At 67.1% G+C, this 18,506-nt stretch carries 15 protein-coding genes; 2 read left to right on the top strand and 13 right to left on the bottom strand.

Annotated elements, in window-relative coordinates; translation table 11 throughout:
• Positions 1-43: 43 nt before the first annotated feature.
• From AC1PLA_RS01090 to AC1PLA_RS01045, 10 genes are all read right to left on the bottom strand, one after another.
• Complete coding sequence (locus tag AC1PLA_RS01090) at positions 44-1,030, bottom strand: YheT family hydrolase (protein ID WP_481105398.1); 987 nt, start codon at positions 1,028-1,030, stop codon at positions 44-46.
• Between the two features lie 63 nt (positions 1,031-1,093).
• Positions 1,094-1,993, bottom strand: coding sequence for a lysophospholipid acyltransferase family protein (locus AC1PLA_RS01085; protein ID WP_172454346.1), 900 nt, complete (start codon positions 1,991-1,993; stop codon positions 1,094-1,096).
• A gap of 21 nt (positions 1,994-2,014) precedes the next feature.
• Positions 2,015-2,443: a hotdog fold thioesterase gene (locus tag AC1PLA_RS01080; protein WP_016904231.1), complete on the bottom strand. Its 429-nt coding sequence runs from the start codon at positions 2,441-2,443 to the stop codon at positions 2,015-2,017.
• Positions 2,444-2,771: 328 nt separating this feature from the next.
• Entirely contained in the window at positions 2,772-4,793 is a 2,022-nt protein-coding gene (locus AC1PLA_RS01075) for a phospholipase D family protein (RefSeq protein ID WP_126968456.1), read from the bottom strand.
• The gene (locus AC1PLA_RS01070; protein WP_039517754.1) at positions 4,790-5,362 is read right to left on the bottom strand and encodes a YceI family protein; all 573 of its coding nucleotides are present in this window, start codon (positions 5,360-5,362) and stop codon (positions 4,790-4,792) included. The genes AC1PLA_RS01075 and AC1PLA_RS01070 overlap by 4 nt, the downstream gene beginning before the upstream one ends.
• Positions 5,363-5,365: 3 nt before the next feature.
• The gene (locus tag AC1PLA_RS01065; RefSeq protein WP_016904234.1) at positions 5,366-5,842 is read right to left on the bottom strand and encodes a SixA phosphatase family protein; all 477 of its coding nucleotides are present in this window, start codon (positions 5,840-5,842) and stop codon (positions 5,366-5,368) included.
• Positions 5,843-5,856: 14 nt separating this feature from the next.
• Complete coding sequence (locus AC1PLA_RS01060) at positions 5,857-6,489, bottom strand: ParA family protein (RefSeq protein WP_016904235.1); 633 nt, start codon at positions 6,487-6,489, stop codon at positions 5,857-5,859.
• A 152-nt stretch (positions 6,490-6,641) separates the two neighbouring features.
• Positions 6,642-7,715: a hypothetical protein gene (locus AC1PLA_RS01055; protein WP_481105397.1), complete on the bottom strand. Its 1,074-nt coding sequence runs from the start codon at positions 7,713-7,715 to the stop codon at positions 6,642-6,644.
• Positions 7,716-7,781: 66 nt separating this feature from the next.
• Entirely contained in the window at positions 7,782-8,699 is a 918-nt protein-coding gene (locus AC1PLA_RS01050; RefSeq protein WP_481105396.1) for an AEC family transporter, read from the bottom strand.
• Between the two features lie 1,196 nt (positions 8,700-9,895).
• Complete coding sequence (locus AC1PLA_RS01045) at positions 9,896-10,534, bottom strand: tetratricopeptide repeat protein (protein ID WP_481105395.1); 639 nt, start codon at positions 10,532-10,534, stop codon at positions 9,896-9,898.
• Between the two features lie 193 nt (positions 10,535-10,727).
• Between AC1PLA_RS01045 and AC1PLA_RS01040 the strand changes: the two genes are divergently transcribed.
• Complete coding sequence (locus AC1PLA_RS01040; protein WP_481105394.1) at positions 10,728-14,435, top strand: indolepyruvate ferredoxin oxidoreductase family protein; 3,708 nt, start codon at positions 10,728-10,730, stop codon at positions 14,433-14,435.
• 255 nt (positions 14,436-14,690) lie between these two features.
• Here the strand turns inward: AC1PLA_RS01040 and AC1PLA_RS01035 are convergent, their stop codons facing one another.
• From AC1PLA_RS01035 to egtB, 3 genes are read right to left on the bottom strand one after another with little or no spacing between them, the layout of a single operon-like run.
• The gene (locus tag AC1PLA_RS01035) at positions 14,691-14,960 is read right to left on the bottom strand and encodes a DUF3253 domain-containing protein (protein WP_481105393.1); all 270 of its coding nucleotides are present in this window, start codon (positions 14,958-14,960) and stop codon (positions 14,691-14,693) included.
• 15 nt (positions 14,961-14,975) lie between these two features.
• Complete coding sequence (gene egtD / locus AC1PLA_RS01030) at positions 14,976-15,962, bottom strand: L-histidine N(alpha)-methyltransferase (RefSeq protein WP_481105392.1); 987 nt, start codon at positions 15,960-15,962, stop codon at positions 14,976-14,978.
• Positions 15,959-17,248, bottom strand: a complete 1,290-nt coding sequence (gene egtB / locus AC1PLA_RS01025; protein ID WP_481105391.1) for an ergothioneine biosynthesis protein EgtB — start codon at positions 17,246-17,248, stop codon at positions 15,959-15,961. The genes egtD and egtB overlap by 4 nt, the downstream gene beginning before the upstream one ends.
• 65 nt (positions 17,249-17,313) lie before the next feature.
• On the opposite strand from egtB, the gene AC1PLA_RS01020 reads away from it, so the two are divergent.
• On the top strand, positions 17,314-18,495 hold the full coding sequence (locus AC1PLA_RS01020) for an aminotransferase class V-fold PLP-dependent enzyme (protein ID WP_481105390.1): 1,182 nt from the start codon (positions 17,314-17,316) through the stop codon (positions 18,493-18,495).
• Positions 18,496-18,506: the final 11 nt, after the last annotated feature.

Below are 18,506 nucleotides of genomic sequence, written 5' to 3'. Positions count from 1 at the left end.
CAGGACAAACGCCTATTGTAACGATGCGCGGGGTGGCGCCGACCTACGCCTGCGCCGCCAGCCGCTCGGCCACCCAGCGTTCGGCGAATCCATCGCCGCGGGCGTTTTCCAGAAAACCGCAGTGGCCGCCCCAGCGCGCGATTTCCAGCTGTGCATACGCCGGCAGCTGCCAGGCGGCGAAATCCTCAAACGGAATGACCGGGTCGTCCTCGGCCATCAGGATGTCCACCGGCACCTGCAGGCCGGCCAGGCGCTCGCCGGCGATCGAATAACTGTCGAAATACGCTTCCAGCGAGCCATGCCCGGTGTGCTGCTCGGCCAGCCAGGCCATCAGCCCGCGCATGTCCAGCGCCAGCGTGGCGTCGTCGTAGCCGTGCTGATCGGGGAACAGCTTGCGCTTGCGCAGCAGCGACTCGCGCCACTTGCGGCGGAAATACCAATCGTAGAACTGCGGGCCCTTTTCCAGTTGCAGCATGGTCGCCGCCGGATCCAGCAACGGGCACACCGCCGCCACGCGCGCCAGCGGCAGCCCGGCCGCCGGTGCCCGCAGCGCCAGCCGCAATGCGAAATTGCCGCCCAGCGAATAGCCCGCCGCCAGCAGCTGCGGCGCGGGAAACCGCCGCCACAGATCGCCCGCCGCATTGACCACTTCCTCGATGCGATCGGAGTGGAACAGGTCCACGTTGAGATGGTGCGTGCCGCCGTGGTCGCGGAAATTCAGCCGGAACACCTGATAGCCCAGGCCGAGCAGGCGCGCGGCGGTCAGCCGCATGTAATTGGAATCGGCGCTGCCTTCCCAGCCGTGCAGCAGCAGCACCGTGCCGCGCACTGGGGCATCGCCGGGCGGGATGCTCATCCAGCCCTGCAGGCGCACGCCGTCGCCGCCGTCGAGAATGTGTTCGCTGGTGACCGCGCCGCTGGCGGCCAGCAACTGGCGGCTGCGGAGCCGGCGCAAGGCACTGCTGCCCAGCACCGATTGCACATGCGGATTGCGCAGCCAGCGCGGCGGCAGATAGTCGGAGGCGTTCATGCGCTCATCGGGCCAGACAAGGGGGTTCTGGCCGCAGGGGTGATGAGCGCTTGCATCGTCGGCTCAGGACTCCATTGCCGCAATGATGCGTTGCCGCGAGGTATCGGCCAGGCGGCGGCGGCCTTCGATATCCAGCGCGCGGATCGGCTCGAGAAAATGCACCTCGGCCAGTCGCGACGGCTCGCCGAGCAGACGCACGATATTGGCGAAGAAACTCTCGCGCTCGCCGAACGCCACTACCGCCTGCGCATTGCCGCGCTCGCCGTAGCGCAGCGCTACCGGCTGCACCGGCACACCGGCCTCGACCGCGGCCTGGAAGATGCGCGCATGGAACGGGCCGACTTCGGTACCGCCACGGGTGCGACCTTCGGGGAACACGCCCACCGGCTTGCCACTTTGCAGCCGCAGCAACATTTCCTGCAGCACCCCGCCCAGCGATTCGGTATTGCCGCGCTGATGGAAGATGGTCTGGCCCTTGGTCGCCAGCCAGCCGACCAGCGGCCAGCCGGCGATCTCGCGCTTGGCCACAAAGCCCATCACGCGCTGGCTGTGCAGCATCGAGATGTCGACCCAGCTGACGTGGTTGGCCACGAACAGGGTTGCGCCCGGCAGCGGGGTGCCGAAGCGCCGCAGGCGGAAGCCGAAGATGCGCATCAGGTTGCCCTGCCACCAACGGATCATCAGCTCGTCCAGGGTGTCGTCGCGCCCGGTACGGATGCGCGCCAGCGGCGGCGCCACCACGCACAGCATGGTGATCGGCAGGCAGATGCTCAGATGCATCAGCAACAACGGCACCCGATACAGGTACCGGAACCAACGCAGCACGCTGCCAGCGTCGCGCGTGGCGTCCAGGGATGACTCGCTCATTGACGGAACGGGACCGGTACCAGGGGAAGGAAGCGCAACTATTGTGACAGCAGCGTGGCCTGCGCGCAGTGCCCGCAGCGGGTGGCGCTGTTCCACCCATGCACTTGCACGGCGTGCTCAGCCATTGCTGCGCGGGACCACGGCCAGGGTCAGCCGCGAGACGCAGACGCGCTTGCCGGCCGGATTTTCGATGGTGATGTCCCAGACCTGGGTGCTGCGCCCCACATGCACCGCGCGCGCGGTGCCGGTGACCAGGCCATCGGTGGCGGCGCGCAGGTGATTGGCATTGATCTCCAGCCCGACGCACATCTGCGCGGTCATATCCACGCACAGGTTGCCGGCGCTGCTGCCCAGGGTTTCGGCCAGCACCACCGACGCACCACCGTGCAGCAGGCCATACGGCTGCTTGGTGCGCGCATCCACCGGCATGGTGGCGCTCAACCAGTCGTCGCCGGCGGCGGTGAACACGATGCCCAGATGTTCGATCAGGGTGTCACGGCTGGAGGCGTTGAGGGCGGCCAGGTCGACGGGTTCGCGGAAGGTCATAGGCTGGGGATTGGGGATTGGGGATTGGGGATTGGGGATTGGGGATTGGGGGAATCGGGAATCGGGAATCGGGAATCGGGAATCGGGAATCGGGAATCGGGAATCGGGAATCGGGAATCGTGACAGCATCTGCGGCGCTGGAGTCTGATGCAACTGCCTTTGGCTGGTGCTGCACGCCAGGCCGCGATGGTGACTTCGGCGGATGGCAGTGTGTGGCGCGCCGCCCCATTACTGCAGCGCACCGCGCCATTGCAGCGGTGCGGCACTCCACGATGCACCGGCTGCCACGCGCCGTCTCGATGCCGGCCCCGGGCCGGCACCGCTGCGATCAGAGGATCGGCACCAATCCCGCACCGAAGGCGGTCAGCATCCGCACCAGCAACCACTTCGGGCCGACGTTGACCTCGGGGAAATCGCCTACCGCCACATAGCACTGCCGGAACTGCGGGTCCTGGCGCTTGAGCGGGAACGGGCAACCCGGCCCCGGCTGGAACTCGTAATTGGTGGCGTAGCGCCAGGGCCAGAAATCCAGCACCGGCAAGGCTTCGGACACCTTGCCCACGCTGTAGTTCAATCCGCTCAGCACCGGCGGCTTTTCGCGCGGGGCCACGGTCCAGGCGTTTTCCGGCGCCATGTCGCGCTCGATGCTGGCCGCCAGCGCCTGCGCAAAGCGTGCATCGTCGATCACCACCGCCGCTTCGGTGTTGTAGTTCTCGCTGCGCGGATCGAAGTTGTGCGTGCCGATCACGCCGATGCGGCGGTCCACCACCAACGACTTGGCATGCAGGCCCATGCGCGCACCGGCACGGGTCACCGGCAGCGGCTTGTTGACCGCGCGCGTGCCCAGGAACGAAGGCCGTGTCTCGGTGCGCAGCACGCGCCGATCGACCTCGCTGCCGCCGGGCGCACGGCCTGCGCCACCCCCGCTGCCGCGGATCGCAGTGCCGGCTGTGCCACCGCCACCGCCACCACTGCCACGCATGGCGTTGCCAGCCGCACTGCCGCCGATCACGCGGTTGACCCGCCCATCGTCTTCGGCCGGCTCGGCCGCCGCGGGATTGAGCGGATCGGGCACCAGGTTGGCGTACTCCACCGGCGCGTTCAGCGGGAACGGCTTGAACTCGTAGACGTTGAAGCCCAGCTCGCGCATGTTGCGGCGTTTGAACTTGTACGACAGCGCATACACGATCGGGTTGTCGGTGGCGGCCAGGCTATTGGTCGACACCACGATCCGCGGCGGTTGCGGGCGCTGGCGCAATGCGCGGAAGATCGCCTGCGCCTCGTCGGACAGCACCAGATACGGCGTCTGCAGCAGCACTTCCTGCTGCGCGCCGGCAATCAGGCCGTCCAGCTCGGGCGCGGTGGACACCGCCTTGGCGGCGTGCTCCTTGCGGTGCTTCTGCGGCAGATCGGCCACATACAGCACGCGCTGCACCGGCATGGCCGGGGTCACGAACGCATCGCGCACGAACTGCGGATCGCGCGCCTCCTGATCGACCCGCTCCACCCGATCGGGGCGGCGGAACGTGGCCGGCGGCATCTTGGGCGCGCCCTGCTCCAGCAGCAGGCGCCCGACATCGTTCAGACGTTCGGCCGGCACGCTGCGGCGCGCACGCCAGAACGCATCGAAATTGGCCGCCATCGCGCGCACTTCCGGCCCGGCCAGGATCACGTCGCGGTCGCGGAAGTTGTACTCGCTGTCCCAGTCGTAATAGTCGTCCTGGTAATTGCGCCCGCCGACCACGCCGAGCACGTCGTCCACCACCAGCAGCTTGTTGTGCATGCGCTGGTTGAAGCGGCGGAAACAGCACACCACGCTGCCGGCATAATCGAAGTAATTGAGTTTGACCTTGCCGAAGGTCGGGTTGTAGATGCGCAGCTGCAGGTTTTCATGGGTGCTGGCCAGCGCACCGAGAATCTGCAGATCGGCGATCGCCGAGAGCTGATCGATCAGGATGCGCACCTTGACCCCGCGCTGCGCCGCATCGGTCAACGCATCCAGCACCATCCGCGCGCTGTCGTCCTTGTCGAAGATGTAGGTCTGCAGGTCGATGCTGCGGGTGGCGCTGCGGATCAGGTTGAGCCGGGCCACCAGCGATTCTTCGCCGTGATCAACGATGGTGGCGTAATGCCGCGGCGCGGCCGGCGTGGAGGCGGTGATCGCCTCGCCGCCCAGCGCGCGCAGCGGCGAGAGCTGGGCGCAACGATTGGCCTGCGCGCAGCTGACCACGGTGCTGCGGGCAGCGGCCGCCACCCCGGCGGCACGGTTGCGTTCGATTTGCGACAGGCCGGCGCATCCGGTGCCGAGCAACAGCGTTGCCAGCACAAGCACCCTCAACAGGAACCTCACGGGCGCCGCGCCTCCTGCAACCGCCCACGCAGAATGAACGTCACCCTGTCGCCCAGGGCCATCTGCCACGCATTCATTCCGTAACGCCCACGCAGGACCGTACCTCGACTGATTACATCGCAATCATAGCCCGCCCGCGCGCATTCAGCCGGCACCACGTGCAGGGTCTCGACGTGGGTGATTCCGCGAATGGTCAGGTTGCCGGTGATGTCGCCGCCCTTCTTCACCACCTCCGCGGTATAGGGAAACGACTCGAATTCCACCACCGGATACTGCGCGACGTCGAAAAAATCCTCGCCGCGCATCCACGCCGTGTAGCGGTCCTTGCCCGGAATTTCCACCTGCGTGGCATCCAGACGGAAGCGCACCTGCTGGCGCCCGTCGGGCAATTCAGCCAATTCACCCCGAAAGCGCGGGAAGAACCCCTCGATCTTCATGCCGAAGCGCGTCCTGATCTCGAACCCGAAGCGCGATTGCACCGGATCGATGGAATGCAGCTTCTGCTGCGCCATGCACGGAAGAGCGACCCAGAGCGCGAGCCAGGCAAACCAGCGCAGCGACGATGACACGGATCAAGGCCACCAGAAGGCGGTCAGGCGGGCGATGCCCGGTTCGATGGCCGCATCCAGCGGCAGTGCCAGCAGGGCGATCGCGGCGGTCGGCATACCGCGGTAGTCGCCGGTCTGGCCGCTGTGCATCAAGGCGGCCAGCCGTTCCAGGCCCGGGTTGTGGCCGACCAGCAGCAGGCGCTCGGCATCGCGGTGTTCGTCCACCAGGCTGGCCAGGGTGCCCGGCGTGGCGTCGTAGATCCGCTCGTCCAGGCGTTGTTCGATATAGCCGGTGAGTTCCAGCACCGCTTCCAGCGTCTCACGCGCACGTCGCGCCGGCGAGCACAGCACGCGGTCGGGCACCAGGCGCTGCTCGCGCAGCCAGCGGCCGGCAGATTCGGCCTCGGCGATGCCGTGCGGAGACAGCGGGCGATCCAGATCGGCCTGGCCGGTATCGGCCGGCTCGGCGTGGGCGTGTCGCAGCAGTATCAGTTCGCGCATGAAAACACTCCGGTCTAGGACTTCTTGAGCCACTTGAACAGCGGCTCCCAGTCCTGTTGATGGTCGCGCACCTGCGCCGAGCGGTAATCGAACAGGCTGCGCCCCAACCCGGCCATCACCACATAGGCCTGGGTGTCGCGCAGCTGGGTGACCAGGGGATAGGGCCAGGCGCCGATCATCTCGGCAGCTTGCTGCGAGGTCTGGGTCCAGGGACGGGCGCGGTTGAGCACCAGGCCCACCGGCAATTTGCGCTGATGCACTCGCGGCACCTTGGCCAGCGTGTTGAGAAAGCCGACCACCGCTTCGATATCCAGCGCCGAGGACAATACCGGCACCACGATGGCATCGACGTGGTCGAGGAAGCCGCTCAGGTCGTCGGCCATCGCACCGGCCGGAGCATCGATAACCAGCTGGTCGGTACCATCGGGCACCGCGGCCTGCCAGTTGCGCCGGCGGGTGGCGTCGATCGGCAACACCGCACTTTCCAGGCTGGCGCGACGCTGCGCCCAGCGCGTGGACGAGCCTTGCGGATCGGCGTCCGCCAGCACGGTGCGCTGGCCCTGCAAGGCCGCATGGGCGGCCAGATTGGTGGCGATCGTGGTCTTGCCGACGCCGCCTTTGGAGCCGGCCACCAGGACTGTCTTCATGCACGCCTCGCTTCCGGGAGCAAGCCGGCAGCGTACACCGCGACGAAGTGAGGAAGTAGTCGAAAGGCGTTAAACGTCCGCCAGCGATCGCTCTCGCACTGCAGCATCGTCCGCTGGCAGATGGCCGACGCGACATGCGCCGGCCAGGCGGATTAGCGGGTCTGGTGGCCCGGTGCGCCCGGCTGCCAACCCGCTGGCGGCTGCACTGCAAGGCCTTGACGCTGTAACCGCGCACGCAACGCCGGCACTTCGCCCTGCGTCAGGACGGCCTCCAGCTTGTCGGCTAGGCCATCGACGGTGGACGCGCGGGGCTGCTCCTGCTGCTGCAGCCACTGCAGCTCCCGCACCCGCGCCTGCCAGCGCGTGGCATCGGCGCCGCTGCTCAGTGCCGCCATGCCTCTGCTGCCGATCATGGCGGTGGCCAAGGTGGACTCGTCATTGGCCACGTTGTTCAGCACCGCCATGCACTCGTCGCGTAACGCGGGCGTGGCAACGGTGGGGCTGCAGCGCCGCATCAGATCGCCCAGCGCAGGAAGTGCATGTGCAGACCAAGCACCCATCACGAACATCGCCGCCATGCCCGCGCCCGTAGAGGGCATGCCTTGCGCGTCGAGTTGCGCGCGCAAGCTGACCGAGGCCAGCGATGGCCATTGCACGCCGTCGTAGCTGGCATGCAGGGCCTTGCCGAGTGCCAGCGCACCGCTGTCGAAATGATCGGACTGCACGGCCGCCTGCCAGGCGCGTTCGGCAGCCGCCTGGTCGCCGCGGCGCTGCGCTGCCGTATAGGCACGTAGATGCACACTGGCGTTGCCGGCATCGGCCTGCTCCAGGAAAGCCAGCGCAGCGCCTGGGTCACAGCGCAACGCAGGTGCGCAACCGGTGGATTCCATGCGCGCTACCAACGGATCGCGCGGCCGCGCGTCCAGGGCACGCTGCAGCCAGACCCGCTGGATGGGGGCATAGCCTCCGTCTGCGGCCGACGCCGCGTCAGCATCGGCATCGACCCACAACAGACCGGCCAGATACAACTGCCTGGGCTCGCCGCTGGACGCCATGCTGCGCAGGCGTGCCTGCATGGTCTGGCCGACCTGGCGCGCCCATTGATCCACCAGCGGATCGTTGGCCGCAGCCGCTGTGCTCGCAGGCGCTGCCGCCATGGCCGGATGTGCCACGCAGACGCTGCCAAGCCATAGCAACGCCGTGGTGATCAAGCGATATCCGTGCATGTGTTGCTCCTGTCCGTATTGGGCGCGCAGTGTTGCGGGCCAGCATTTCATACGGACCAGGCCCTATCAAGCCACCAGGCGCGCCAACAACCAGGCCCATGCGGGCAGGGTTAGCAGCGACAGCAGGATGCTGTAGCCGACCATCGCTGCGGCCAGGCGCGGTGCCAGCCGATGCGAGATGGCCAGCGCGGCGGCGGTGATCATGGTGGGCATGGCCGATTCGAGCACGTTGGTCTGCAGCATCGCGCCATGCAGGCCGAGCGCCAACGACAGCGGCAACGCCAGGATCGGCATCACTGCCAACTTGAAGGCCAGGCCCACGGCCAAGGGTTTGAGTTCGTCCGCAGGCAGGCGCAACTGCAGCGAAAAGCCTACTGCCAGCATCACCAGCGGCAGCATCGCGTCGGCCAGGCTCTTCAAGCCCGCGCCGATCCAGGTCGGCGGCTGTTCCGGCATCACGGTCAATGCAAACAGCAATGCCCATAGCGGCGGGAAGCGCAGCACGCGCAACAGGATCAGCTTTGCGGTCGGCGGAGTGTCGCCGCTGTAGCGGGCCAGCACATACAGCCCGAACGTCGATAACAGCACGAAGGTGCCGAACTGGTCGTAGACCACCGCATACGGCAGGGCATGATCGCCGATCAACGCGCGCACCATCGGAAAGCCGATGAAGCTGGAGTTGGTGAACACCACGCACATCAGCAACGCGGCGTATTCCTCGCGCTTGAACCGGAACAGGCGACTGCAGCTCCACAGCAGCGGCACGATGATTGCGGTCAGCAGCCACGGGGTGGCGATCACTCCACCCAGCGAGGCATCCAGGTGCAACCGCGGCACATAGGTCAGCACCGAGGCTGGCAGGCAGATGTACAGCACGATGCGATTGAGTACATCGGCGCTGTTGTCCGGCAGCACCCGCAAGCGCGCGAACAGCAGGCCGAGCCCCAGCATCGCCAGAATCAACGCAAATGCATCCACCGCCATGGCGTGGTCAGGTCCGTGGGAAAGCGGCACTCAGCATCGCATAGTGGGCGTGTCGTGCCTGGATTAGCGACGGGCTGGATCGACGACGGGCTAAATCGGCGAGCACGCCCACGCGTGCCGCAGATCGTTCGCTCAACGCCTGGCAACAGGCATGTCGAGGCTTGCCGCTTCTGGGATGTTGCCAAAGCTAGTCAGTCGAGGGCTCGGTGGTCGAATGAAAAGCTGCTTGCTAGACATGCATCGGCCACTGAGCCATTGAGCCGGCCCATCATTCTCCAGCGATGCACATCGCGCACCGCTCTTGACCGTGCACACCGACCATCTCAACTGGTCCTTGCCCGCCTACCGTCGCGGGACCTTACGCGGCATGGATGCCGCGTAAGAGCCGACACGGACGTACTTGCGGCGTGTCCCGCGATGGTGGGCGGGCAAGGGCCCTGCAACCCAGCCGCAGATCATCCGCTCTGCGATTGAGCTATCGCACGGGCGGCTGCTTCAAAAGACCGATTATCTCAACTGGTCCTTGCCCGCTCACCGTCGCGGGACCTTACGCGGCATGGATGCCGCGTAAGAGCCTACAGGGACGTACTTGCGGCGTGTCCCGCGATGGTGGGCGGGCAAGGGCCCTGCAGCAAAGCCGCAGATCAACCGCTCTACGATTGAGCTATCGCACGGGCGGCTGCTTCAAAAGACCGACCATCTCGACTGGTCCTTGCCCGCTCACCGTCGCGGGACCTTATGCGGCATGGATGCCGCGTAAGAGCCTACAGGGACGTACTTGCGGCGTGTCCCGCGAGGGTGGGCGGGCAAGGGCCCTGCAACCCAGCCGCAGATCAACCGCTCTACGATTGAGCTATCGCACGGGCGGCTGCTTCAAAAGACCGACCATCTCGACTGGTCCTTGCCTGCCTACCGTCGCGGGACCTTACGCGGCATGGATGCCGCGTAAGAGCCTACAAGGACGTACTTGCGGCGTGTCCCGCGAGGGTGGGCGGGCAAGGGCCCTGCAACCAAGCTGCAGATCATCCGCTCTGCAACTGGTCCATCAGCGCTGACCAATCCTTCCAAGCACGACACCCGAAGCAATCGACTTGGAGCGTGGCCGCGTTGCCCGCTGGCGCCGGCCACAAAAACGACGTGCGACGTGATGCATAGCGACGCGCTACGGGGCTTTCTGCAGCGCGCCCGCAGTCGAGTTACGGAAACGCAGGCGGGTTGGCCTGCCATGCCGCAAAGACCTCGGCCAGGCTGGCGCGTTCGGCCTCGCGCCAATCCGGCAGCAAGGTGGCGTAGCTGGCGGTGCTGCTCCAGCGATCCGGCCAGGTGCGCACTGCGGCGGCATACCAATCGACCGCTTCCTGCTTACGCCCGGTGCGCCATAGCGCCAGGGCGGCGGTGGTCGGCAACCAGGCCGGCGCGGCCGGGCGGCCGTTGGCCAGGCTGGCCCACTGCTGCAAGGCCTTGTCGGGCTGGTCGGCGCGCAACAGATCCCAGCCGTAGTTCCAGGTGATGGCGCGGTATTGCTGGCTGCCGTTGGAGACCAGCCCCAGGGCACCCTGGTAGAGCTCGTCGCCCAACTGCGTGCGTCCCCCGGCATAGGCCAGCGATGCCAGCTGCGCGCGCGGCTCGGCCGCGCGGGCGTCACGCTGCACCATCGCCGCCAGGCGGTCGACCACCGCATCGCCCTGCCCCTGTACCGCGACCACGGCCTTGGTGGTGCCGCGATCTTCGTCGAAATAGAACTCCTTGGGCTTGGGCAGGTTCTGCGCCTGCGCCATCGACCACACGCCCCCGAGCAGGGCCAACATCGCGGCCCATGCGTATTTCCTTTTCACTGGCTTTATCCCCTGACAGCAAACGACCCTTCCCGTCCCCATCGTAACCGCAGCGCGACGGCTGTGCATCCGCATGCAACGGGCGCGTGAAGGGCGACTGTTACACTTTGCACCGCCGTTTTGGAATCCGTCGGGCGGGTCATTGGTTTCAGATGACACGCACCGGGTCCCAGCCACCCTTTCCGGGCACGCCATGACCAGTACTGCTGCACTCTCTTCTCCCGACTCTGCCAACACGCCGGAGCTCGGCCAGGTGGATGCGGATTACACGCTGGAGCACAAGTACACGCGTGCCGACGGGCGCATCTACCTGTCCGGCGTGCAGGCGCTGGTGCGGCTGCCGTTGATGCAGCGCCTGCGCGATGACGCCGCCGGCCTTGCGACTGCCGGCTTCATCAGCGGCTATCGCGGCAGCCCGCTGGGCGGTTTCGACCTGGAGCTGTGGCGTGCGCGCAAGCATCTGGACGCGGCCAGGGTGACCTTCACCCCCGGCCTCAACGAAGACCTGGCCGCCACCATGGTCTGGGGCACCCAGCAGACCAACCTGTTCCCCGGTGCCAAGGTGCAGGGCGTCTACGGCATGTGGTACGGCAAGGGCCCGGGCGTGGACCGCAGCGGCGATGTGTTCAAGCACGGCAACGCCGCCGGCACCTCGCCGTATGGCGGCGTGCTGGCACTGGCCGCCGACGACCATGCCTGCCGCAGCTCCACCCTGCCGCACGGCTCGGAAGAGGAATTCGTCAGCGCGATGATGCCGATCCTCAACCCGGCCGGGGTGCAAGACATCCTGGACATGGGCCTGCTCGGCTGGGCGATGAGCCGCTATACCGGGCGCTGGGTTGGCTTCAAGACCATTGCCGAGACGGTGGAGTCGTCGGCCTCGGTGGATGTGGATCCGTTCGCCCGCAGCATCGTGTTGCCGGAGGACTTTGCGCTACCGCCGGGCGGCCTGAGCATCCGCTGGCCGGATCCGCCGGTGGACCAGGAAATGCGCCTGCACCGCTATGCGATTGCCGCCGCACAGGCCTTTGCACGCGCCAACCAGATCGACAAGGTGGTGCTGGATTCGCCGCATGCGCGGCTGGGCATCGTCACCACCGGCAAGAGCTATCTGGACGTGCTGCAGGCGCTGGAATACCTGGGCCTGGATGCGCAGGCCTGCGCGCAGATCGGCATCCGCGTGTACAAGGTCGGCATGACCTGGCCGCTGGAGCCGGTGGGCATCAGCGCGTTCGCGCGCGGGCTCGACGACATCGTGGTGGTGGAAGAGAAAAAGGCCTTCATCGAGCGCCAGATGAAGGAGCTGTTCTACAACTGGCCGGCCAGCGCCGGTGCGCGGCCGAGCATCGTCGGCAAGTACGACGAGCAGGGCGAATGGATCCTGCCGTCCACCGGCGAGTTGACCCCGGCCACGATCGCCGCGGTGATCGGCAAGCGCATCCAGCGCTTTGCACTGCCGTCCAGCGCGATGACCGAGTCGATCGAACAACGGCTGCGCTGGATGGACAGCAAGGAGGCCGAAATGGCCTTGCCGCGCGCGCTGTTTCCGCGCGTGCCGCATTACTGCTCCGGCTGCCCGCACAACACCTCCACCGCGGTGCCGGAAGGCTCGCGTGCGCTGGGCGGCATCGGTTGCCATTACATGGTGACCTGGATGAACCGCTCCACCGACACCTTCACCCATATGGGCGGGGAAGGCGTGACCTGGTCGGGGCAGGCGCCGTTCACCGAAACGCCGCACGTGTTCCAGAACCTGGGCGACGGCACCTATTTCCACAGCGGCTCGCTGGCGATCCGGCAGTCGGTCGCCAGCGGCGTCAACATCACCTACAAGATCCTCTACAACGATGCGGTGGCGATGACCGGCGGCCAGCCGGTGGACGGCACGCTCACCGTGCCGGACATCGCGCAGCAGCTGCGCGCCGAAGGCATCCACACCATCGCGGTGGTCAGCGACGACGTCGGCAAATGGACGCGCCGGCGCGAGCGCTTCCCCAGCGAGGTGACGTTCCACGATCGCAGCGAACTGGATGCAGTGCAGCAGCAGTTGCGCACGATCAAGGGCGTGTCGATCCTGATCTACGACCAGACTTGCGCCACCGAAAAGCGCCGCCGCCGCAAGCGCGGCAAGCTGGTCGACCCGCCCAAGCGCGTCATGATCAATTCGCTGGTGTGCGAAGGCTGCGGCGATTGCGGCGAAAAGAGTTTCTGCGTGTCGGTGTTGCCCAAGGAGACCGAATTCGGCCGCAAGCGACAGATCGACCAATCCAATTGCAACAAGGATTATTCCTGCGTGTCGGGCTTTTGCCCGAGCTTTGTCACCGTGCATGGCGGTGCGCCGCGCAAAGGCAAACAGCGCGATGCCAGCGCCTTGCTGGGCAACCTGCCCGCGCCGCCGCAACGCACCACGCTGCAACAGCCCTGGAACATCCTGATCACCGGCGTCGGCGGTACCGGCGTGGTGACCATCGGCGCATTGCTCGGCATGGCCGGGCACCTGGAAGGCAAGGGCGCCACGGTGCTGGACCAGACCGGCCTGGCGCAGAAGGGCGGCGCGGTGACCACGCATATCCGCATCGCACGCCGACCGGCCGATATCCACGCGGTGCGCATCGCGGCCGGCGAAGCGGATCTGGTGCTGGGCTGCGACATGGTGGTGGTCAACGATTACTGGGCCTTGTCCAAGGTGCGCGACGGCCGCACCCAGGTGGTGCTCAACACCTACGAAGCGATGCCTGGCAACTTCACCACCCAGCCGGATCTGCAGTTCCCCGCCGCCGAGATCATTGCCGGCGTGCGCACTGCATTGGGCGGCCAGGAGCCGTTGTTGCTGGATGCCACGCAACTGGCGACCGCACTGCTGGGCGATGCGATCGCCAGCAACCTGTTCGTGCTTGGCCATGCCTGGCAACACGGGCTGGTGCCGTTGTCGCACGCCGCGCTGATGCGCGCCATCGAGCTCAATGGCGCGGCGGTGGCGATGAACCAGCAGGCGTTTGCGTGGGGGCGCCTGGCCGCGATCGACCTGCCGGCGGTGCAGCAGGCCGCAGGACTGCGCAAGGGTGGCGAGCGTGCGCATGCACAGGGCGATACGCCGCCAGCGCGCGCACCGGGCAGCTGGGAAGAACATGATCTTGGCGGGCAGACCGCACCGCATGCGCTGGCGCAAGGCGACGGCAACACGCTGCATGGCGATGTCGATGCGCCCACGCATCCGCTCGACGACGAGCAACTGGCGCAGTCGCTGGACGAAGCCATCGCGCGACGCGTTGCGTTTCTGACCGACTACCAGGATGCCGCCTACGCACAGCGCTATCGCAGCCTGGTCGAGCGCGTACGCACGCGTGAAGCGCAACAGGCACCCGGCAGCAGCGCATTGAGCGAGGCGGTGGCGCGTTACTTCTTCAAGCTGATGGCCTACAAGGACGAATACGAGGTGGCGCGGCTGTATACGCGTGGCGACTTCCAGCGCCGGCTGCAGCAGCAGTTCGAAGGCGACTACACGCTGCGCTTCCACCTGGCACCGCCGCTGCTGGCCAGGAAGGATGCGCACGGCCACGCGATCAAGCGCGAATACGGGCCGTGGATGTTCACTGCCTTCAAGCTGCTGGCGCGGCTGAAGTTCCTGCGCGGCGGCAAGCTGGATGTGTTCGGCTACAGCGCCGAAAGACGTGGCGAACGTCAGCTGATTGCCGACTACGTGGCGACAGTGGACACGCTGCTGCAACGGCTGGATGCCGACAACGTCGGCCTGGCCGCGCAGATCGCCAGCATTCCCGAACATATCCGCGGCTACGGGCACATCAAGCACGCGCATCTGGAAGAAGCCAAGGCACGCGAAGCGGCGCTGCTGGTGCAGTGGCGCAATCCCAAGGCCCTGCATGTGGTGCAGGCGGCGTAGGTCTGGCGGATCAGCGTTGCAGAATCAACGCGTTGCGCGCCGATCCAATGGGGCGTTGCCGGTAGTGCGGCAGTGACGGGCTGATGTGTCGTGGCACAGGTGCCACGCAACGGCCACTGCTACGGCGCCTGACCGCGTTGCCGCATGACGGCGGTCAGTGCCGGCTGGGGCGATGGGCTGCCGGCGTCACGATCGGCTCGCCAAGGTGCCCCTGCAGCGCACGCGAGCGGTGTTGCGCATGCAGCGCCCCACCCGTCATTCGAAATGCCGGCCGCGCCGCAGGCGGACCGGGCCATGCACAGTTCGCACATCGACCACGTCGCCACGTTGGGTGATCTGCACCACGTCGCTGCCGGCCAGATCAGCGGCAACGCTGCGGATCTGCGGCATCAGCGCGCGCCAGCGCGCTTCGTCCCCGCTGAGTGCGCGCGCGACCTCGGACGGGCAGATCGATTGCTCCGGCCGCCGGCGCGCCAGTAGCGCGCGGATGGTCGCGACGATCTGCGCATCGTCGATCCGTTGCACGCCAGACGCCAGAACTCAGAGCGGGCGCAACACGCGCAGGCCGAACCAGTCCTTGGCATCGTTCCAGCCGTGGGTGACCTTCAGCCCCGCAGCGGCGGCAAGTTCGGCAAAGCGCGCGTCGGTGTACTTGTAGCTGTATTCGACCTGCATCGCCTCGCCTTCGGCAAATTCGAATGCCTTGCCGCCCACCTGCACGCGCTGGGCGCGCTGGCTGATCAGGAAGGTCTCGATGCGGCCGCGTTCGCGCGCATACACCGCGTGGTGGCGGAAGCCGTCCAGATCGAAGTCGCTGCCGATCTCGCGGTTGAGCCGCGCCAGCAGATTCAGGGTGAACTCGGCAGTGACGCCGGCCACATCGTTGTAGGCGGCCTCGATCAGGCCGGCATCCTTGTCCAGATCGATACCGATCAGGGCGCACCCGTCGCTGCCCATGGTCTGGCGCATCGCATCGAGCAACTCGACGGCGGCATCATCGGTGAAATTGCCCAGCGTCGAACCGGGGAAGAACACCAGATGCCGGCGCGCCGGGCGCTGCGCCTGCGGCAGCTGCAGCGGCTTGGTGAAGTCGGTGCATACCGGCAGCATCTGGATCTGCGGGAACTGCTGCGCCAGCCGCGCGGTGCTCTCAAGCAAGGCAGTGCGCGAGATTTCCAGCGGCGTGTAGGCCACCACATCGCGCAGGCCCTGCAGCAGCAATTCGGTCTTGCGCCCGCTGCCGCTGCCGTATTCGACCACGTGCACGCCAGCGCCGATCGCCTGCGCGATCGAGGCCATGCTGGCCTCCAGCAAGGCCAGTTCGGTGCCGGTGAGGTAGTACTCCGGCTGCCGGGTGATCGCCTCGAACAACTGCGAGCCGTGCGCATCGTAGAAATACTTCGACGGCAGCGTCTTGGGCGTTTGCGACAGCCCGGCCAGCGCGTCGGCGGTGATGTCGTCCGGTTGCGGGCGCAGGTCGGTCAGCGCGGCGTGCGCGCGTTGCATGGCATGGGCGGCGGCGTTCAAGGCAGATCCTTGGCAAGGCGCACGCCGGCAAACTGCCAACGCGCATCGGAGGGAAAAAAGTTGCGGTAACTGGCGCGGACGTGGCTAGCCGGCGTGGCACAGCTGCCACCGCGCAGCACCCATTGCGCATTCATGAATTTGCCGTTGTATTCGCCCAGCGACCCGGGCCACGGCGCAAAGCCGGGATACGGCAGGTAGGCGCTGCCGGTCCATTCCCAGACATCGCCGAACAACTGCTGCAGGCCGGTATCCACCGCGTCGGCGCCGCGCGGATGCAAGGCGTCGCTATCGACGAAATTGCCCTGCACCGGCACACCGGTGGCGGCCTGTTCCCACTCGGCTTCGGTGGGCAGGCGTGCGCCGGCCCAGCGTGCGAACGCATCGGCTTCGAACAGGCTCAGATGGCATACCGGCGCATGCGCGTCGCGCGGGCGCCAGCCATCCAGGGTGAACTCGCGTCCGTCCGCGTCCCAATAGAGCGGGTGCTGCCAGCCTTGCGCCTGCACCATCGCCCAGCCATCGCTGAGCCAGGCACCGGCACTGCGGTAGCCACCGGCGTCGATGAACTGCTGGAACTCGGCGTTGCTGACCACCCGATGCGCCAACGCATGCGCACCGACCAGCACGCGATGACGCGGCGACTCGTTGTCGTAGGCGAAGGCATCGGCCTGCGGCCATGCCGCTGCGCCGATCTCCACGATCTGTTCGTCGCGTGCCTGCCAGCGCAGCGTGCTGGCGACGGCCGCAGGCGGTGCCGGCGTATCGCGATACGCCGGCTGCAGCGGATTGCTCCACAGCGCGTGCTTGATGTCGGTCAACAACAATTCCTGGTGCTGCTGCTCGTGCTGGATGCCGAGCTGCACGATGGTGCAAGCCTGCGCCTCCAACACCCCGTCACGCAGGCGCTGCTGCATCTGCGCATCGACTGCGGCCCGGTAGTCGCGCACCTGCTGCAACGACGGCCGCGACAACACTCCGCGACGCGCGCGGGCGTGCATCGGGCCCACGCTCTGGTAGTAGCTGTTGAACAGGAAATCCCAGGCCGGGTCGAACACACGGTAGGCCGGATCGGCCTGCAGCACGAAGCGTTCGAAAAACCAGGTGGTGTGCGCCAGATGCCACTTGCTGGGGCTGGCGTCGGGCATGCTCTGCACCATTGCGTCTTCAGCGCTCAGGGGTGCGGCGAGGCGATCGCTCAGCGCGCGGGTCTGCGCGTAGCGTTCCAGCAGCGTCAGCTGCTGTTGCTGGTGGTGGCCCAGCAGAGATGAGAGTGCAGACATCGCCATATGCTTGAGGAGCGCCTGTGAACGCGCCGTGTCGGCAGCGTGGCAGCCAGCGGTAAGCTGTCGCCATGCCTTCTTTTTCTCTGTCCAGCCTGCTCCCCGCGCCCGTCGAATGGGAACACCGCCAGCAGGCATTTGCGTTACCTGCCGACATCACCTATCTGGATGCCGCCTCGCGCGGCCCGCTGCTGCGCGCGGTGCAAGCGGTCGCGCATCAGGCGGTGGATGCGCTGGCCACCCCGTGGCAGCTGCCGTTCGATGCCTGGCTGCAGGACATCGAGCATTTGCGCATGCTCGCTGCAGGCCTGTTTGACGCCGATGCCGACGGCGTGGCGATGCTGCCCTCGGCCGCGCACGGCCTGGCGACTGCCGCACGCAACCTGCCGCTGCAACGCGGCGAGGCGGTGCTGCTGCTGGAAGGCCAGTTCCCTTCCAACCTGCTGATCTGGCAACGCCGCTGTGCCGAGGTGGGTGCGCACATCGTGGCGGTGTCCACGGCCGGTGGCGATGCCTTGACCGCAGCGGTGCTGCAGGCCATTGCCCAGACACCGGCCTTGCGCATCGTCACCTTGCCGCATGCGTACTGGCTGGATGGACGACAGCTCGATCTGGACCGCATCAGCGCCGCGGTGCACGCACGCGGTGCGGCGCTGGTGCTGGATCTGAGCCAGAGCCTGGGCGTGCTGCCGACCGACCTGCCGCGCTGGCGGCCGGATTTCGTGGTCAGCGTCGGCCACAAATGGCTGCTGGGCCCGATGGGGCTGGCCTGGCTGTGGGTGGCCCCGCAATGGCGGGTGCACGGCGTGCCGATCGAAGAACACTGGATCGGCCGCGATGCCGGCAGCAGCTGGGAATTTCCGGTCGCCCAGGCGCCGTCCTATCGCAGCGGTGCGCGCCGGTTCGATGCCGGCGGCGTTGCCGATCCAATGAGGATTGCGATGGCGACGGTGGCCTTGCAGCAGGTCGCTGCCTGGCGACCGGCGCACATCGCGCAGGCGCTGGGCGCGCTCACCGCACGCTGGGATGCGGCGCTGCAGGCACGCGGTCTGGGCAGCTGGTGCACGCCGGCCCACGCGGCGCATCTGACCGCGTTGCAGCCGCCAGCCAATCAGCTGGATGCGGTGGCGGCGGCGTTCGGCGCACGCGGGGCGATCTGTACACGCCGGCACGGACGTTTGCGTATCGCACCGCACCTCAATGTCACCGAGGATGCGCTCTCAGCCCTGATCGCAGCGCTGCCAACCGCCTAACCGTAGGAGCG

Source organism: Xanthomonas sp. NCPPB 1826 (assembly GCF_056725285.1).
Note: the sequence above shows the minus strand (reverse complement) of the source record. Positions and strands in the feature narration are given on the sequence as shown.

Coding starts and splice junctions, on each gene's coding strand:
- AC1PLA_RS01040 (WP_481105394.1), top strand. CDS start 10,728: ATGACCAGTACTGCTGCACTCTCTTCTCCCGACTCTGCCAACACGCCG.
- AC1PLA_RS01055 (WP_481105397.1), bottom strand. CDS start 7,715: ATGCACGGATATCGCTTGATCACCACGGCGTTGCTATGGCTTGGCAGC.
- egtB (WP_481105391.1), bottom strand. CDS start 17,248: ATGGCGATGTCTGCACTCTCATCTCTGCTGGGCCACCACCAGCAACAG.
- AC1PLA_RS01060 (WP_016904235.1), bottom strand. CDS start 6,489: ATGAAGACAGTCCTGGTGGCCGGCTCCAAAGGCGGCGTCGGCAAGACC.
- AC1PLA_RS01020 (WP_481105390.1), top strand. CDS start 17,314: ATGCCTTCTTTTTCTCTGTCCAGCCTGCTCCCCGCGCCCGTCGAATGG.
- AC1PLA_RS01080 (WP_016904231.1), bottom strand. CDS start 2,443: ATGACCTTCCGCGAACCCGTCGACCTGGCCGCCCTCAACGCCTCCAGC.
- AC1PLA_RS01065 (WP_016904234.1), bottom strand. CDS start 5,842: ATGCGCGAACTGATACTGCTGCGACACGCCCACGCCGAGCCGGCCGAT.
- AC1PLA_RS01090 (WP_481105398.1), bottom strand. CDS start 1,030: ATGAACGCCTCCGACTATCTGCCGCCGCGCTGGCTGCGCAATCCGCAT.
- AC1PLA_RS01050 (WP_481105396.1), bottom strand. CDS start 8,699: ATGGCGGTGGATGCATTTGCGTTGATTCTGGCGATGCTGGGGCTCGGC.